Source organism: Scytonema sp. HK-05 (genome assembly GCF_963872035.1).
Classification (GTDB): domain Bacteria; phylum Cyanobacteriota; class Cyanobacteriia; order Cyanobacteriales; family Nostocaceae; genus Kalymmatonema.
Genome location: NZ_CAWMYC010000158.1, coordinates 82,345 through 98,649 on the forward strand (window position 1 = coordinate 82,345; position 16,305 = coordinate 98,649).

The window sequence follows — 16,305 nt, forward strand, 5'->3', positions numbered from 1 at the left end:
CCCGATTGTAATTCATATCATTCTTTATTAAAAGCTTAAGATGTGGTCTTGGTTATTAAGAATCAAAGAAAATGTCTTGACAACGAACGAACGAGGTCTGATAACTGGTGGATTTGCCGTAGTCATGGCACTGGAATAGTTGACGCCGCCTGAGTATGTGTTCGGCTACCTTTACAGGGGGACGATTTTGGAACGCAAACTCCCGGAAAAGCCGCAAGGCAGTATTTGGCGTGACGCTAGCGGCTCTTGGATGAAGGCTGTTGAATTTGTTTGTCCCTGGAGTAGAAAACGATTCATCCGCCAACGGTGGCGAATCGGTTGATTGCTATGATAGCACTGCTGGTAACAGGTTACTTGAGTGACGGCAACCGCCGCAACGAAGAAGCCATTGCCTACACTTCAGAAAGGATTGGTGGCAAAAGAACTGCTGCGGAGTTAGTTACAGATTCAGGTCAAAATCAGTCATGATAGAAGCATAGACCCTGTCGTATGCTGGGGAAACTATGACAAACACCCCGCTTTTTACTAACCGCACTCAAGCTGGTGAGCAACTGGCGCAAGCGATTCAGGCAATCTTAACCCAGCAAACTGCTAACTTGGTAGCAAAACCTAAGACAATTGTCTATGCTTTGCCAAGAGGAGGATTACCAGTAGCAGCACCAGTAGCGCGTCTCCTCAACTGTCCGTTGACGATAGAGGTAGCGAAAAAAATTAGCCATCCAGAAAATCCCGAATTGGCTATTGGTGCGGTTACTGCTTCAGGAAATGTTCTTTGGGATCAGCATAAGGTGTCTTTTCGCAATCTGCCGAATTCAGGGTGGCGAGAAGCAGCATTAGATACAGCAGCGAGTCTTGCGAAGTCTCTTCAGGCTCAATTGAGTCTTGGCTCGAGGCAGGTGAATACCGAAGGTGCTACGCTGATCTTAGTTGATGATGGTATTGCCACAGGTATGACAATGGCAGTAGCCGCAACATCTCTAAAGGCACTTTCTCCAGCAGAAGTTTGGTTATGTACTCCAGTAGCGCCTTTGAAGTTGCTACCTTGGTTGCATCAGTGGGGCGATCGCGTGATTGTCCTAGCAACACCAGAACCTTTCTGTAGTGTGAGTCATTTTTACTCGGAATTTCCCCAGCTAAAGACAAGAGAAGCTTTGGAATGTCTGCTCCAACATAACGAAGAAATGATGAATGAATCATTGTAAAATTTCATAATTCATAATTTATCATTCATCATTTTTCTATCCATAGTTGATATTCCATGAGTCTTGTATAGTCACCCAAAGCGTAGTAAGCCATCCTTAAACTGGCAAGAATTTTCTCCTCACTACCACGGTTTTTGAGAAACTTAGCTAGCTCCAAATGTTCTTGATAGTAAGTAATTGCTTTAGCGTAATCACCCAAGGCTTCAAGCGCAACTCCCAAACTACCTAATGATTGTTCTTGACTGCGCTGATCTTTCATTGCCCTAGCTAATAGTAAACGTTGCTCATAGTACATAATAGCTTTGGCATAATCGCCGAGTGCATAACAAGCATGACCCAGATTCTTTAACACCTGAGTTGCACTAGGTTGGTTGTTAAGCGAGTAAGCGATTTTCAGACACTGCTCGTAGTAGGCGATCGCTTTAGCATAATCCCCTAAAGCATAGCAATCGTTGCCCAAATTCTTCAGGATTTGCTCCTCGCCCCAATCATCGTGGAGTTCCCGCACAATTTCTAAGCTTTGCTGTTTAAATTCAATCGCCCGAGCAAGATCACCCAAAGCTTTATAAACTAATCCCAAATTATTTAGTCCTGCCACCTGACTTCGCTTATCTTGTAGTTGTTGCGCTATTTTCAAACACTCTTGTAGAAACTCAATTGCCTTGTTATGCTTGCATAAATGACGGTAAGCATTGCCTAAATACGAAAGTGTCTGCATTTTTACGATTTGTAAGTTTGCTATATCTTTTGTTAAAGACAAACACTCTTGTGAGTAGGAAATTACACTCTTGTAGTCTCCTAAGATGTAAACTATAAAACCCAAACAAGAAAGCACAAGTGCTTGTTTTTCAATGTCTCCAATTGCTTGAAATAACGCCAGCGATTCTTGCAAAGACTTCATAGCTACAGGTAAATCTCCAGCTTGCTGCTGTTGAACTCCTTGCCGTAGTAGCGTGTATGCTTCTCTTGAGCGATCGCCTCGAAGAGGCGGGAGAAAAGCGCCATCGTCCTCAGCCTGTGGAACTAGCATCTTTAGTTGTAAATGGCTAAAGTCATGGGTGATAGTACCGCGTTTCCTTGCTGTCAGGTATGCTGTAAGCGATTGCAGGAGAACTATATTTTTCGAGATGGGATTCCATTCACGATTCCACATCGACCAATCCCTGTTAATAATGGTGATACATTTAGTGTTCCCAAAATCAGGACGCATCTCTCATGGGGAGAGGGGGAAGTGGCGACAGTAGGGGAAGTAGGGGTTAATTAACAGAAGTCGGTGACAAAGCTACCCCCTTTTTATTCCATCACCGCTAACACTGATTTTGGTAACAACTTATCTTTAAACCAAACAATTCTTGCAGGAACATCATTTAATTTGACTCCTGCCTTATCCAAATTCAAGCGCTCAGAAATTGCTAAAATCAAGTTATCGCATCCCGAACGCCGCACCTGTGAAAACTTTTTTTGTAAATACTCTGGTCGCCAATAACCAACTATTTCTAATAAAAACGTACGACCATCAGGATGAACTAATCTAAAATCGGGAATCATCACACTTCCAGGAATGGGAATTAAGTCAACCTCTCGCTCTAACACCCAATCCGTTTTCATTGACTCCCACTTATTAGCAAAAGACTCTTCCAGCATACTATCATATGGCTTGCCGGCTGAATAATGAGACACCAACCCACATTCAGAATTGAGAGTAAAACGCCCAGTTTTCCATGTATTCGTGTAAAAATCGCGAGTTTGCAGAGTCGCAGAAAGGCTCCATTTTGTTACATGAAGTAACGCCGGAATAAGCTTAGCTATTGCCAAACCATACCGTGTACTTGGAGTAAACAAACTCGTCGGACCATCAATCGTAATTGTAAACCCGTGGTCAGCATCTCCCTCAATATAAGACATTAATTGAAATAGCTTAAGATAGCGAAATAAAAGCTTATATTGCCCTGGAACATTACGATGAGCATTTATTATCAACTGACTCGCCTTATAAAACACCCCTTGCACTTGAGATAAATTGTATCGATGCAACAGTTCCTTAGAGTCTGGTGTATCAAAAGCAGTTAAAATTTTATTCTCAGACAAATCTGCATATAACCCCTCACGAACTTGTTTCGGCAAAACTTCACGCTCAAGTTCGTGACTCAATTCCAGAGCAATCTTTGTCAACGTAACCTCAGTCAACTCCCGACTCGGAGGAGACTTCGCAGCCATTGCAAAAACCCTTTCTCGTAACATTTGAGGTTCCAAAGGACTCACAACCTCAAACGTGCAAAAAGCGCTTTTGAGGATATAAGCCAAACCCCGCTTGATTCTATAATCAGGAGTATCCCCCTCCAACTCCAACAACTGACGCTCCAGCGCACCCTGAGTATCGCCCACAACCTTCTGAAAACAAGTCATTAACTCAGTGGCGATCGCCAAATTCTGATCATCAATCTTTAGTCTCTTCGGGATGATCTCTTCCCCATTTTGCCTGTGACTTAGTAACTCTGTTGGTAACATTGGAATTTTAAACCGCAGCTTATAGCAGATGAACACAAAGAACTATTGAAACATTATCAACTTTCATCCGTGTTTATCGGCGGCTTTTTTTGAACCTTATAATTTATCTCTAACTGTTCAGCAGCCTTAAGATTCTTTTCCTGTCCACTCCCATAAATAACCCGCAAATTCCCTTTCTTCTCCTCTTTATCTTGGCGCTCTTGGCGTTTTGGCGGTTCATTTCTCTCCACCCCTCTTCTCCTCGCCGAAGTCCCCTCCTCACTCGTATCCTCCGCCACCACCTCATATAAAATCGCCTGCTTATTATTATCCTTCCCCTTCCTTAAAACCCTTCCCAATCTTTGAATATACTCCCGTGTCGAACCAGTCCCAGATAAAATAACAGCAACAGAAGCCGCAGGTACATCAACACCCTCATTCAAAACATGAGAAGCAACCAGAGTTTTATACTCTCCCTCCCGAAATTTTGTTAATATCTCATGACGTTCCTTCACAGGAGTTTGATGAGTAATAGCCGGAACAAGAAACTGTTGCGAAATATGATAAACCGTAGCATTATCAGCAGTAAAAATCAAAACACGTTCTGGATAATGTTGAGCCAATATATCAGCAAGAACTCTTATCTTCCCATCAGTGCCCAAAGCAATTTCTTTCGCTTCCCGGTGTGCTAACATTGCTCTACGTCCAGCTTGCGATCGCGCACTCATCTGCACAAAATGTTGCCAGCCTTGAAGACTCCCTAAAGAAATCTTTGATTCCTTTAAAAAGTCGTTGCGAGTTTGAATCAGCTGAGTGTATCTTTCCCGTTCCAGTTGTGATAATTTCACCTTAAGTTGTACAATTTCATGTTCTGCTAACGCCTTTCCCGCTAAATCTTCAGCCCTTTTACGATAAACTTCTGTGCCTATTAAAATATTTAAATCAGCGTGTTTGCCATCGGTACGTTCGGGTGTGGCGGATAGTCCCAGACGGTAGGGTGCGATCGCGTATTCCGCAATCACTCGACTAAAATCTGTTGGCAAATGATGACATTCATCAAAAATTAACAAAGCATACAGATTCCCCAGACTTTCCGCATGAATTGCTGCACTATCATAAGTGGCAACAAGTACAGGTGTTCTATCCCGCGAACCACCTCCTAGCAACCCCACCTCAGTATCGGGAAACGCCGCCTTTAAATGAGCATACCACTGGTGCATTAAATCCAGCGTTGGTACGACAATCAGCGTCGTGCGCGGTGTTGCTTGCATCGCCATCTGCGCCAAATACGTCTTTCCTGCTGCTGTGGGAAGCACTACCACCCCTTGTCTTCCCGCGAGTTTCCAAGCTGCTAGCGCCTCACTTTGGTGGGGATAAGGCTCCATTTCCACACTGGGAACCAACTCCAGAGGATAAAACGCCTTAGCTTCATCGATAAAGTCAGTATTTTCCGCTTGCATTGCTTCCACCAAAGCACGGTAATGAATAGCCGGAATGCGGAATTTTTCCACTCTATCATCCCATGTAGCAAAATCCATCCAAGCTTTGCCGCGTGGTGGTGGATGCAAAATTAATGTGCCACGATCAAAAGTTAATGTGGATGTGCGAGCCATTTTTCGCTATCCTTCGCTTTCTTAAAATGCAAGATATCTCTCACATTTAACTATGAATAACGTAAAAGCTGCATGAGAAATCCAAGTCGCGCTCTTTTCCACACTCACCGCGAGGTTTTATGAAGGTCAAGGAAAAATGAAAAAATGTTAAATAAATATAAAGTTATTTTCGGTATTTTTGAAAAAAATTTAAAACTCTTTAAAATTATCTGCAATTAGAGTTTTAACAAAGTAAAGTTGCTGATACAAGCTACAGCAGTAGAGCAAGCAATTGTTGCTGTGAGTGCTGCACCAAAGGAGAACCCGCTTTGAAAGGAATTCGCCCTCTTCTTGTGCCTTACGCTGTGGCAGCCTTAGCTGTTGGTGGCGCGTTCATACTAACACTATTGCTACAGTCACTGCTGATGCCAACCTTGTGCCAACTGTTTTTTGCGGCTGTAGCAGTGAGTACCTGGTATGGTGGGATGCAACCAGGGTTGCTGGCTACTGCTCTGTCTACTTTGGCTATGGGCTACTTTTTTACAGAACCTGTGTACTTGCTAGGCAATTTTGCTCTGGATAACATATTGCAGTTAGGGACGTTCGTACCTGTAGCGATTCTTATTAGCTCGCTAAATTCAAGGTTAGGCAGTGCTAACCAGGGCTTTGATAGAATTGATGTATCCCATGAGATAGATAAGCATGGAAATTCTCAGTACTTGGTGAAGAATCTTGTGGGAAGTGTGGAAAATGGCGTTTTAGTGCGAGGGTGGGGAACTCAACACGACATGACAGAACGCCAGTGTGAAGATACCACGCGCGAGAGCGACAAGCTGTTCCGAAGACTGGTGGAGTCGAATATTTTTGGTGTAGCCTTAGGTGACTTTAGTGGCGGTGTTCACTACGCCAACGACTATTTTCTCAATATGGTGGGCTATACCCGTGAAGAACTACTAAAAGGCAAGTTACGTTGGGATGCCATAACAGCGCCGGAATATCGGCATTTGGATGCACAACGAACAGAAGAACTCAGCAAACAGGGAGTTGGCACTCCCTTTGAGAAAGAATACATCCACAAAGATGGTAGCCGTGTCCCAATTCTCATCGGTGGTGCACTGTTGCAGGAACCTTACGACACTCAACAGGAGATGATTGTATTCTCTCTCGATTTGAGGGAACGCAAACGGATGGAAGAAGCATTGCGTCAACGAGAAGAACAACTGCGCCTAATTACAGATGCTGTGCCAGTTTTAATTTCCTATGTCGATGCCGAGCAACGGTATCGTTTTAATAATAAAAGATACGAACAATGGCATGAGATTCCCGCGTCAGAAATTTACGGCAAGCATATTAAAGAAGTTGTGGGCGAGTCAGTTTATGAGTCGATTCGTCCATATGTGGAAGCGGTATTAAGAGGAGAGCAAGTCTCCTATGAGACAAATTTAGATTATGAAGATGGTGTCACCCGTTATGTGAACGTCTCTTACGTTCCTCAATTTAGCCAAGGAGGAGAAGTCGTAGGATTTGTTGCCTTAATTAGTGATATCTCAGAACGCAAGCTTTCAGAAGCAGCTCTCAAAGACAGCGAAGAACGGTTTCGCAAACTGGCAGAAAAGGTGCGAGTGATTCCTTGGGAGGCAGACGCTACTACAGGGAATTTTACTTATGTAGGACCGCAAACAGTTGAAATTCTTGGCTATCCATTGTCAGATTGGTACACAGATAATTTCTGGGCTGATCATATCCATCCAGAGGATCGGGAGTGGACAATCAAACATTGCATAGAGTCTTCGCTGTCTCTGGAGAATTACGAATTTGAATATAGAATGTTGGCAGCAGATGGCAGAGTCGTGTGGCTGTATGACATTGTCAATGTCGTGCGGGGTGAAAATGGACCGCAGATACTGCGTGGATTTATGATTGACATTAGCGATCGCAAGCAAGCAGAGCAAGAACGCGAACAACTGTTGGCAAGAGAACAAGCTTCCCGCGAGTCGGCACAAGCAGCAAATCGCATGAAGGATGAGTTTTTAGCTACACTCTCCCACGAACTCCGTACCCCGCTCAACGCAATGCTTGGCTGGACACAACTACTCAGGAGCCGTAAATTTGATGAGGAAACCACTGCCCGAGCGCTAGAAACAATTGACCGCAACACGAAATCCTTAACAACACTGATAGAAGATGTCTTGGATGTATCGCGTATCATTACTGGGAAACTCCGTTTAGATCTGCGCCCAGTCAAACTAGTATCGCTGATCAAGGTAGCAATTGATACTGTTGTTCCAGGTGCTGACGCCAAGGAAATTTGTATTCAATATTTTTCAGACCCTTGTGTCGGAGTCATTTTGGGCGATGCCAACCGCTTGCAACAAATTGTGTGGAATTTACTCTCCAACGCCGTTAAGTTCACACCTAAGGGGGGAACGGTAGATGTACGACTTGAAAGCATAAATTCCCGCGTGCAATTTCAGGTGAGAGATACAGGAGAAGGCATTGCTCCTGAGTTTTTGCCGTATGTATTTGAGCGCTTCCGCCAAGCTGATAGCTCAAGTACGCGATCGCATGGCGGGCTCGGTTTGGGTTTAGCCATTGTGCGCCATTTGGTAGAATTACACGGTGGTACAGTTCGTGCCGAAAGTGCAGGAATTGGACAGGGGGCAACGTTCATTGTCAATCTGCCTATGAAAGTTGTTGCCACAAAGACAAGTGAGGCAAAGCAGCTTTTATCTACACCAGACACTCAAGTGGTTGAGAACGATCTTCCAAACTTGGGAGGCTTGCGGGTGCTAGTCGTAGATGATGAGCCAGACGCCCGTCAGCTTTTGTCCACAGTGCTCTTACAGCATAAAGCACAAGTCATAGCAGTATCATCTGCTCGTGAGGCACTTGTTGCCCTGCAAAAATTTCAACCGGATGTCTTGATCAGCGATATTGGTATGCCACAAGAAGATGGCTACTCCTTGATTCGTAAAGTCAGGGCGCTTCCTGGTGAAAGCGGACGAACTCCAGCAGTGGCGTTGACAGCATATGCTAGAGCAGAAGACCGTACACAAGCACTCAACGCAGGTTTTCAGCTTCATGTTCCCAAACCAGTCAACCCAACCGAGTTAGCTACCGTTGTTGCCAACCTCGCCGGACGCATTTGAAGAGGAGGGAGGGACAGAGTTCTTATTTTGAATGCGTGAATTTTGAATTGATTTGTCCCCCTAATCTTCTTATGCACCTTTACCGAGACAGGAATTAAAATTAACGTATCCCTTTCTGGTTGCTAAAGTGTCTGATTCTCTGCCATTGCGTGAAAAGTATCTCGCCTTAATCGACGAAATTGTCCAAAATACACTTAAGGGCAAGATTAGCTCTCAAGAGCAAGTGTATCAAATGTTGCTTAAAGGTGTGACTGCTGACACAGGGGAAGTTTTTGAGTTAGGTTTGAGCGATCGCCTCAATTCCACCCAGCAACAAGTAGACACCGAAAAAGATGAACTTAAGCAAGCGAAAGCAACCCGCACTCTTAGGGCAATAAAGACGATTCAAAGTCAATGGCAACGCGCTCAACAGCAAAATAAAGTCGTAGAAGCCATTACTTCTGCAATTAAAGAAATTACTACAGCCGAAGCAGGACAGCGTCTTACTGCATTCTTACGCACTATCGACTTTAACCGAAAGAATGCACTCAATTTGCAGCAAATTCAGCAATTGTCAAAATCTTTACAGCAATTTGCTCAGCCTGATTCTGATTTGCAGCAAATATCAGAAGGTATCACCCGTGGTGTAGCTGCTTGGGTGCGACTGCAAGACCACTTGATCAGCTGGATGTACGAGCAAAGCCGGGAGTCACTGGGATTTGGCGGCGTACCGGGAGAACGTGGTCCTTGGGCAACTTGGGCAAAGCAAGTGAATACTGAGTTACCCCAAGCACTGTTTCGCACCTTGGCAATGGAGCAATCTGCAATAGAATTTGCCCAACAGCAGCGCGGTATCACCGTCCGCGACTGGGTGGAGATGGCAATCGTTTTGCAGTACTTGCAACGAGGGTTAGTCAACTGGTTTGATCAACAACCATACAACGTCAAAGCAGGGTCAAAGTTGTCAATTTCAACTTTCTTGACGTTTGCAGTGATTTGGAGTCAACTAGCAGATGGTTTTAGTAGTGCGGCAATGTACAGCGCTGGTTGTTCTCAAGTGATGCTACAGATTCTGCGAACTTTTGCACAGCGTCCATACTTTCCCTTGTACGGCGGAATTTTCGCTTCGTTTTCTGGCAGCTATTTGCGGGATGCACTGAATTATCTGGATGAACCGTTGCGTCAAGCTGAGGGTACTCAAGAAAAAGCAAGGGTTTTGACACTTTTAGGCTATTCTCAACGAGCATTTGGACAATATAAGCGCTCTGTAGAGTTTCATCAGCAAGCCTTGGAGATAGCACGCAATTCAGGCGATCGCCCTTGTGAAATTGCCAATCTCAACCACCTCAGCCGTACTTACGTTGCCCAAAAAATGTATGATGAGGCAATTAACTACAGCCAACGTGCATTAATACTGAGTCGGCAAACAGGCGATCGCACGGGAGAAGCAAATGCTCTGGTAAACTTGGGCTACAGCGAAGTCATGCAGGCACAGCAGCTCGAACAAGTAGAACCCGAGACCTATGAAATGCCGATTAACTACTTACAACAAGGCTTAACACTATCAGAAAGATTGGGTGATGTTCAAAGTAAAGCTCTGTGTGTCAGTAGTTTAGGCATCGCTTATCTAGTTATCGAACAACCACAAACAGCGATTAAATATTTGGAAGACGGCTTGCAAGCAGCGCAAATTTCTGGCGATTTGTATCTCCAAGCTTTGAATTTAGCGAAGTTAGCAGAAGCTTATTATAATCTACAAGACCAGGAAAAAGCAATTTCCACAGGTTGTTTAGGAATGTATTTGTTAAACCAAATTGCTTCCAATGAATGGCATAAAACAGCAGCATTGCTAACAATTTTACAGGGAGAAATAGGGGAAGAAAGTTTCAGGAACTTATTGCAACAAAATCGTTCTAAAATCATTCCGGTGATTGGTGTTGATGGGTATGATTATATTCCTCAACTGTTAGAAGAGTACAAGCAAAGTATGTAGTATTTATACCTCAGGCTCTATGTCTGAGGCTCTAAAAATGCAAGCTTTATCAAGCTAAAACAAGCATACTGAAATCTAGACATAAATTGCTTTTTATCTATAATGTAAGCTTTTATTAAAACAACGATATAGCAATCCTAAATAATAAGCCCTACAAGCACGCTACACGGAGCGCGTAAGCTCCTCCTTTGAGGAGGCACATGAGATTCTCTCTCTTCTTCCTCTGTGTGTGTCTTGAAAAGTTTGCTCTGTCGGGAAACCAACGCCAGTCACCTGGGCGTGGGAAACCCTTTCGGCAGAGCCGGCACGAGGGAAACCCTACCAAGAGCGCTGCCTCACTGCATGGCTCTAGCTCCTCCTGACAACTTTTCGCTGCGTCCTCTGCGGTTCGTAAAAGAAGCTAAGTATGGCTATGGCTGACGCCACGTCTAGCGCCTAACGCCACGCAAGCGAACACAAATGAAATAGGACTGCCATACGTGACACGCCATAAACCCATCTTTATTTAAGATTTACCTTATAAATAGTTCTTAAGCTATTGCTCAGAGTAAAATGAAAACCTGTCTCTTATAAACCAATTTATAGCAAGGAATCCCAGCAGTATGTTCAAAGTCCAGCCTCCCCAACTGCTGCGTTACAGTGTCTCCGTTTTTTCAGTTTTATTAGCACTGCTACTGGGCTTGCTATTAGGATCACAGCTTAAGCAAGAGGTTTCACTACTTTTCTTTGCTGCTGTAGTCTTCAGTAGCTGGTATGGGGGACTGGCTTCTGGTTTAGTGTCCACAGTTTTGACTATTTTAGTTAACGACTACTTCTTTACAGAGCCGTTTGACTTGTTAGCTATAGCCAGTAGGGCTGACAGATTAGAGTTAATCGTATTCAGTTCAGTCGCATTATTGATGAGCTCGTTAAATGTAGAGCAACAGACTGCTAGGGAACGAACAGAACTCAAACAAGTAGAGAAAATACTGGCACAAGAACAAGCAAATCGTGATCTCGAACGTCAGCGTCTCCGCAGCGTGTTAGATATTTTACCTGTTGGAGTCCTGATTTCTGATGCGAAGGGACGGCTTTTAGAAATCAATCCAACGGTCAAAGCGATTTGGGGTGCGGATGCACCATTGTTGGATGATGCCAGTCAATACCACAAATACAAAGGCTGGTGGGCAAGTACAGGCAAACCTGTTGCTGCCAAAGAGTGGGCATTAGCCCGTACCTTGGCTACAGGTAAGGCGGTGATTAGCGAAGAGATTGATATTGAGACGTTTGACGGGCAGCGAAAAACCATCCTCAATTCTGCCGTGCCCATTCGAGATCAAACAGGTACTGTTGTGAATGCAGTGGCTGTCAACGTAGACATCACTGCTCGTAAAGTCGCAGAGGAAGCATTGCGGCAAAGTGAAGCGATCGCCAAAGCACGAGCAGAAGAACTCGAAACTATCATGGAGACTGTTCCAGCTGCTGTCTGGATTGCTCATGATCCACAATGCCATCACATGACAGTCAATCGAACTGCCTACGAATTGATGCGCTTGTCACCAGGTTCCGTCATGACGGCGACTCCTGCTAGTGGAGAATATCCCTTCCCATTTAAAATCCAGAAAAATGGTCAAGATATTCCACTTGATGAACTAGCGATGCAGCAAGCCAGCCGCACTGGGCAAGAAGTTGAGGCAGAATTTGAATTTGTCTTTAGTGAAGATGATGTCAGGTCAATTTACGGCAAAGCTGTGCCATTGCGAGAGCCGGACGGTGCTGTAAGAGGAGTTGTCGGAGCATTCCTGGATGTGACTGAGCACAAGCAAGCGGAGGCAGAACGCCAACAGATAGAAGCAGCATTGCGTCAAAAGCAGGAATGGCTTGATTTAGCGCAAACAGCAGCTAAATTGGGCAGCTTTGACTGGAATATACAAACCAATGTGAATCTTTGGTCAAAGGAGCTAGAAGCGATCTACGGTTTGCAACCTGGTGAGTTTGGCGGCACTCGCGAAGACTGGGCAAGATGGGCTCACCCGGATGATTTACCTAAGATAGAAGCAGAATTCAGCCATTCTCTAACGACAGGTACGAGCGAATTTTTCGCCGACTTTCGTATCATTAGGAGGGATGGTAGGATTCGCTGGCTGCAAACGAGAGCGAGAATTCTTTATGATGATGCAGGTCAACCCTGGCGGTTGGTAGGAGTCAATGTTGATATCACAGATAGCAAGCAGATAGAAATCGCACTGCAAAATAGCGAAGCTCGATTCCGGCACATTGTTGAGTCTAATATTTTAGGCGTGTTTTTCGGTAATATGAGCGGCAACATCACAGAAGCCAATGACGCCTTTTTGCAAATGGTTGGCTATACACAGCAGGATTTGCTCTTAGGCAAACTGCATTGGCTTGATATGACTCCACTAGAACAGGTTGAGCGAACTCAGCAAGCAGCTGAGGAACTTAAAAAGTATGGAGTTTGCACACCATTCGAGAAAGAATTCTTCCGCAAAGATGGCAGCCGTGTGTCTGTGTTGATTGCTGCTGCCTTATTTAAGGATTCGCCAGAATACGGGTTCTCTTGTGTTATCGACATGACTGCTCGTAAGCAGGCAGAAGCAGAACGCGATCGCAGTGAATTAATGTTTCGCACACTTGCGGATACAATGCCGCAGATGTTTTGGATTACCAAGCCAGATGGCTATCATGAATACTTCAATCAACGCTGGTATGAATACACCGGAACGACGCTAGAACAAACACAAGGCGAAGGATGGCAACATATTTTGCATCCCGACGACGTGCAACGCACAATCAAAGTTTGGCAAAATTCCCTTCAAACTGGAAAAACTTATGAGATTGAGTACCGTCTCCGTTGTGCTTCTAACGGAGAATACCGCTGGCATTTAGCACGGGCGTTTCCATTGCGAGATCGAGACGGTCAAATTATGCAATGGTTTGGCTCATGTACCGATATTCACGATCAGAAGTTGGCGATCGAGGAACGGGCACAGGCTTTGCAACGGGAACGTGCTGCCCGAATAGAACTCGAAAAAGTCAACCGGATGAAAGATGACTTTTTGGCAATTGTCTCGCACGAACTGCGCTCCCCGTTGAATCCGATTTTGGGCTGGTCACAACTCCTCAAGTGCCGAAAATTGGATGCAGCAAAGACGACTCAAGCGCTAGAAATCATTGAGCGCAATGCGAAATTGCAAGCGCGGTTGATTGACGATTTGCTTGATGTTTCGCGGATTCTGCGCGGTAAGCTCAGCTTGAATGTCTCTGCGGTTGACTTGGTTGCTACGATTGAAGCAGCAGTGGAAACCGTGCGTCTGGCCGCTGAAGCGAAATCAATTCAAATTCAGACGCAGTTTGCTTCTGCTGTAAGCACACTCGAGGGCGATTCCAACCGCTTACAGCAAGTGGTTTGGAATCTAGTCACGAATGCCGTTAAGTTCACACCCGCAGGTGGTCGGGTAGAAATTCGCCTGGAACAAGTTGGCTCTTTTGCCCAAATGACAGTCACTGACACTGGCAAAGGCATTAGTCCCGACTTTCTGCCCCATGTGTTTGACCGCTTCCGACAAGCGGATGATGCAACGACAAGAACGTACGGCGGGCTGGGGCTAGGGCTAGCAATTGTCCGCAACCTGGTTGAACTCCATAGTGGTTCTGTTCAAGTCACGAGCCTAGGAGAAGGGCTGGGAGCAACCTTTACGGTAACGCTACCCCTGCTCACGACTGGTGTTTCACAAACAAGTAAGGATTATCAGTTACCTGAGCATTCCTTAGATCTTAAGGGCTTGCGAATCGTGGTTGTGGATGATAATGTTGATACGCTGAATTTACTAGTTTTCATCCTTGAGCAGTATGGGGTTGAAGTCAAGGCAGTTGCGTCGGCAAGCGAGGCACTCGAGGCGATCGCACAAACACAACCCGATTTACTGTTAAGCGATATTGCAATGCCTGAAATGAACGGATATATGCTGATTCGTCAAGTGAGAGCTTTGGAGGGAGCCTCAGGAAAGACGTTACCGGCGATCGCCCTAACAGCATTTGCAGCAGAGACTGACCATAACAAGATCATCTCAGCAGGTTTTCAAACACACCTTACTAAACCTGTAGAGCCAGCCGAGTTAGCAGTGGCAATTGCCAACCTCTGTAGACGCAACAGTCAACCCCTAAGCCCTGAGTCCTTACGGACACGCTGCGCGTAAGTCCTTACGGACAGGCTGCGCCAACACGTAGTGTGCGCTTGCGCTTACGGGCACGCTACGCGAATGGGGAATTCAAAATTCGCTCATTCAAAATTCAAAATTGAAGACCCCAAAGAATGAATCCGGGGGCTTGAATAATTAGCTCGCGCATTTTTTCCTATCCATGAATAAATTCAGAGAGAAGTCCTGCAGGCGGAGAGAAGTTGCAAGGAGGAGCCAGCGCTGCAGGAGGGTTTCCCGACAGCAGGCGACTGGCGTTGGTTTCGCTCCGGGCAAACTTCGGGGCTTCCCAACCTAGGGAACTTCGGAAGGCTTGTATCCGTTCGGAGTTCGGCGAAGGCTCACTCGAGCCGCTGAACTCACGGCGAAGCCTTTTCTTTTTCGGTGATAATTACGCGTCCTAGGAATTCAAGCGGGACGCTCAATACCGCTACGGCGGTTTGACAGGCTACGTGTATTTGCGGCTATATTTTAAAAATTTATTACATAATAAATTGTGACAATGTGATGAGAAAACATGTATTATATTTTACATATACAATACATACTTAAAAATACTACTAAAAGGGTTGTGCAAACCCAACAAACATAAATATCGACCTGTAAAATAGCAGAGATACTATAGGAATGGGATGCATTAAAATTTATTATGAAAACCCTTGTATCTCATTACAAAGAAATAAAAGAAAAGCTAAAGTCTCAATTAGAACGTGTAGAAACAACTGAGCAAGTCGTCAAGATAGTCCAAGAAGAGATTAACAAGCTTGCAGACTTGAGTGGTGATTACATTAGGGGATTGACTCCACCACAGGCGCGCCTTGCTACAGTCATGTTAAAGGCGCTTAATCAATACACGAGCATTTTGATATTAGTCAAACTGCAAGATTCAACCCCAAATGCTCTAGAGAAATCTAACAGCACTACCAACTCGCCAAGCGAAAGCCAGCTAGCCTTAACTGAGTTAACTTCTAACACTTTATCGTCATTTAACACAATTACTCAGCTAGAAAAAAATCTGAAAGCCTTAACATCGCTTGATTATTACAAGCAGACGTTATCACAACAAGTACACAACAACCGCGAGATTATGAGCAGCCTACTTGCTGGCGGTATAGCAGGAACCTTGGCTGGGGGTTATTCATGGGGGTTAATAGGAGCAATAACCGGAGGTTTGCTTGGAAAAATATTTCAGCAAACGCAGTCGTCTGAGAACGCAAGTATTGCCTCACAGTCAGAACCTCGTAAAAATGAGTTGAAAGTAGGTGTAGATATTGATAAATTACTTGACCATCTTTATCAAGCTTTTCAATCAATTGACCTAACTGTTGCTGCGTACGGGGGAACGGAAGAGAAAGCACCCAAACCCGGTCTGGAAAATCATCTAGACTTGTTAGAGTACCTACAAGACTTGATGGCGGATGGACTGGATGAACAAAATCAACTGCCAACAGCCGTGCGTAGGCGCATTGAACAAGCTGCGACGATTTTGAGACGCTACGGAATTGAGACACGAGTTTATCAACCCACAGAAGAACAGGATTTGGCAATGGAACCTTGGTCAATGTTCTACTTTGAGCCGAGTCTTGACCCACAAACCACAGATTACATCACCCTGAAGCATGCTTTTGTGAAAGATGACCAAGTACTCTTACCAGGCAGCGTAGTTGAGCCTCCATCGTCTTCAGCAGCCTAGTGGTCTGTCGCATT

10 protein-coding genes are annotated in these 16,305 nt (G+C 44.9%); 7 read left to right on the forward strand and 3 right to left on the reverse strand.

Annotated features, from left to right (window positions below; translation table 11 throughout):
• Positions 1-187 precede the first annotated feature (187 nt).
• The 3 genes from AACT52_RS36780 to AACT52_RS36790 are packed head-to-tail and all read left to right on the forward strand — an operon-like array spanning position 188 to position 1,202.
• The gene (locus AACT52_RS36780) at positions 188-322 is read left to right on the forward strand and encodes a hypothetical protein (protein WP_272937068.1); all 135 of its coding nucleotides are present in this window, start codon (positions 188-190) and stop codon (positions 320-322) included.
• A 5-nt stretch (positions 323-327) separates the two neighbouring features.
• Positions 328-468 carry a hypothetical protein gene (locus AACT52_RS36785; protein WP_198940844.1) on the forward strand — a complete coding sequence of 47 codons (141 nt, stop codon included), beginning with the start codon at positions 328-330 and terminating at the stop codon, positions 466-468.
• Between the two features lie 35 nt (positions 469-503).
• Complete coding sequence (locus AACT52_RS36790) at positions 504-1,202, forward strand: phosphoribosyltransferase (protein ID WP_073628465.1); 699 nt, start codon at positions 504-506, stop codon at positions 1,200-1,202.
• Positions 1,203-1,230: 28 nt separating this feature from the next.
• On the opposite strand, the gene AACT52_RS36795 is transcribed toward AACT52_RS36790, so the two are convergent.
• The 3 genes from AACT52_RS36795 to AACT52_RS36805 all read right to left on the reverse strand — a co-directional run bounded on the left by AACT52_RS36795 (position 1,231) and on the right by AACT52_RS36805 (position 5,302).
• Positions 1,231-2,355, reverse strand: a complete 1,125-nt coding sequence (locus tag AACT52_RS36795; protein ID WP_073628467.1) for a tetratricopeptide repeat protein — start codon at positions 2,353-2,355, stop codon at positions 1,231-1,233.
• Between the two features lie 140 nt (positions 2,356-2,495).
• The gene (locus AACT52_RS36800; protein WP_073628631.1) at positions 2,496-3,710 is read right to left on the reverse strand and encodes a DUF790 family protein; all 1,215 of its coding nucleotides are present in this window, start codon (positions 3,708-3,710) and stop codon (positions 2,496-2,498) included.
• A gap of 56 nt (positions 3,711-3,766) precedes the next feature.
• Positions 3,767-5,302 carry a DEAD/DEAH box helicase family protein gene (locus AACT52_RS36805; protein ID WP_073628469.1) on the reverse strand — a complete coding sequence of 512 codons (1,536 nt, stop codon included), beginning with the start codon at positions 5,300-5,302 and terminating at the stop codon, positions 3,767-3,769.
• 308 nt (positions 5,303-5,610) lie between these two features.
• Here AACT52_RS36805 and AACT52_RS36810 point away from each other — a divergent pair, with 308 nt between their 5' ends.
• From AACT52_RS36810 to AACT52_RS36825, 4 genes are all read left to right on the forward strand, one after another.
• A complete protein-coding gene (locus tag AACT52_RS36810; protein ID WP_073628471.1) occupies positions 5,611-8,430 on the forward strand; it encodes a hybrid sensor histidine kinase/response regulator in 2,820 nt (939 codons plus the stop codon).
• A 127-nt stretch (positions 8,431-8,557) separates the two neighbouring features.
• Positions 8,558-10,402, forward strand: a complete 1,845-nt coding sequence (locus AACT52_RS36815) for a tetratricopeptide repeat protein (protein ID WP_073628473.1) — start codon at positions 8,558-8,560, stop codon at positions 10,400-10,402.
• Between the two features lie 602 nt (positions 10,403-11,004).
• Positions 11,005-14,598: a PAS domain S-box protein gene (locus tag AACT52_RS36820; protein ID WP_073628475.1), complete on the forward strand. Its 3,594-nt coding sequence runs from the start codon at positions 11,005-11,007 to the stop codon at positions 14,596-14,598.
• 649 nt (positions 14,599-15,247) lie between these two features.
• Positions 15,248-16,291 (forward strand): hypothetical protein, encoded by a 1,044-nt coding sequence (locus tag AACT52_RS36825; protein WP_073628477.1) that lies wholly within the window; start codon positions 15,248-15,250, stop codon positions 16,289-16,291.
• Positions 16,292-16,305 lie beyond the last annotated feature (14 nt).

What these genes read in the sequence shown, in the direction of transcription:
- AACT52_RS36785 (WP_198940844.1), top strand. Translation starts at nt 328, where the DNA reads ATGATAGCACTGCTGGTAACAGGTTACTTGAGTGACGGCAACCGCCGC.
- AACT52_RS36790 (WP_073628465.1), top strand. Translation starts at nt 504, where the DNA reads ATGACAAACACCCCGCTTTTTACTAACCGCACTCAAGCTGGTGAGCAA.
- AACT52_RS36795 (WP_073628467.1), bottom strand. Translation starts at nt 2,355, where the DNA reads ATGTGGAATCGTGAATGGAATCCCATCTCGAAAAATATAGTTCTCCTG.
- AACT52_RS36800 (WP_073628631.1), bottom strand. Translation starts at nt 3,710, where the DNA reads ATGTTACCAACAGAGTTACTAAGTCACAGGCAAAATGGGGAAGAGATC.
- AACT52_RS36805 (WP_073628469.1), bottom strand. Translation starts at nt 5,302, where the DNA reads ATGGCTCGCACATCCACATTAACTTTTGATCGTGGCACATTAATTTTG.
- AACT52_RS36820 (WP_073628475.1), top strand. Translation starts at nt 11,005, where the DNA reads ATGTTCAAAGTCCAGCCTCCCCAACTGCTGCGTTACAGTGTCTCCGTT.
- AACT52_RS36825 (WP_073628477.1), top strand. Translation starts at nt 15,248, where the DNA reads ATGAAAACCCTTGTATCTCATTACAAAGAAATAAAAGAAAAGCTAAAG.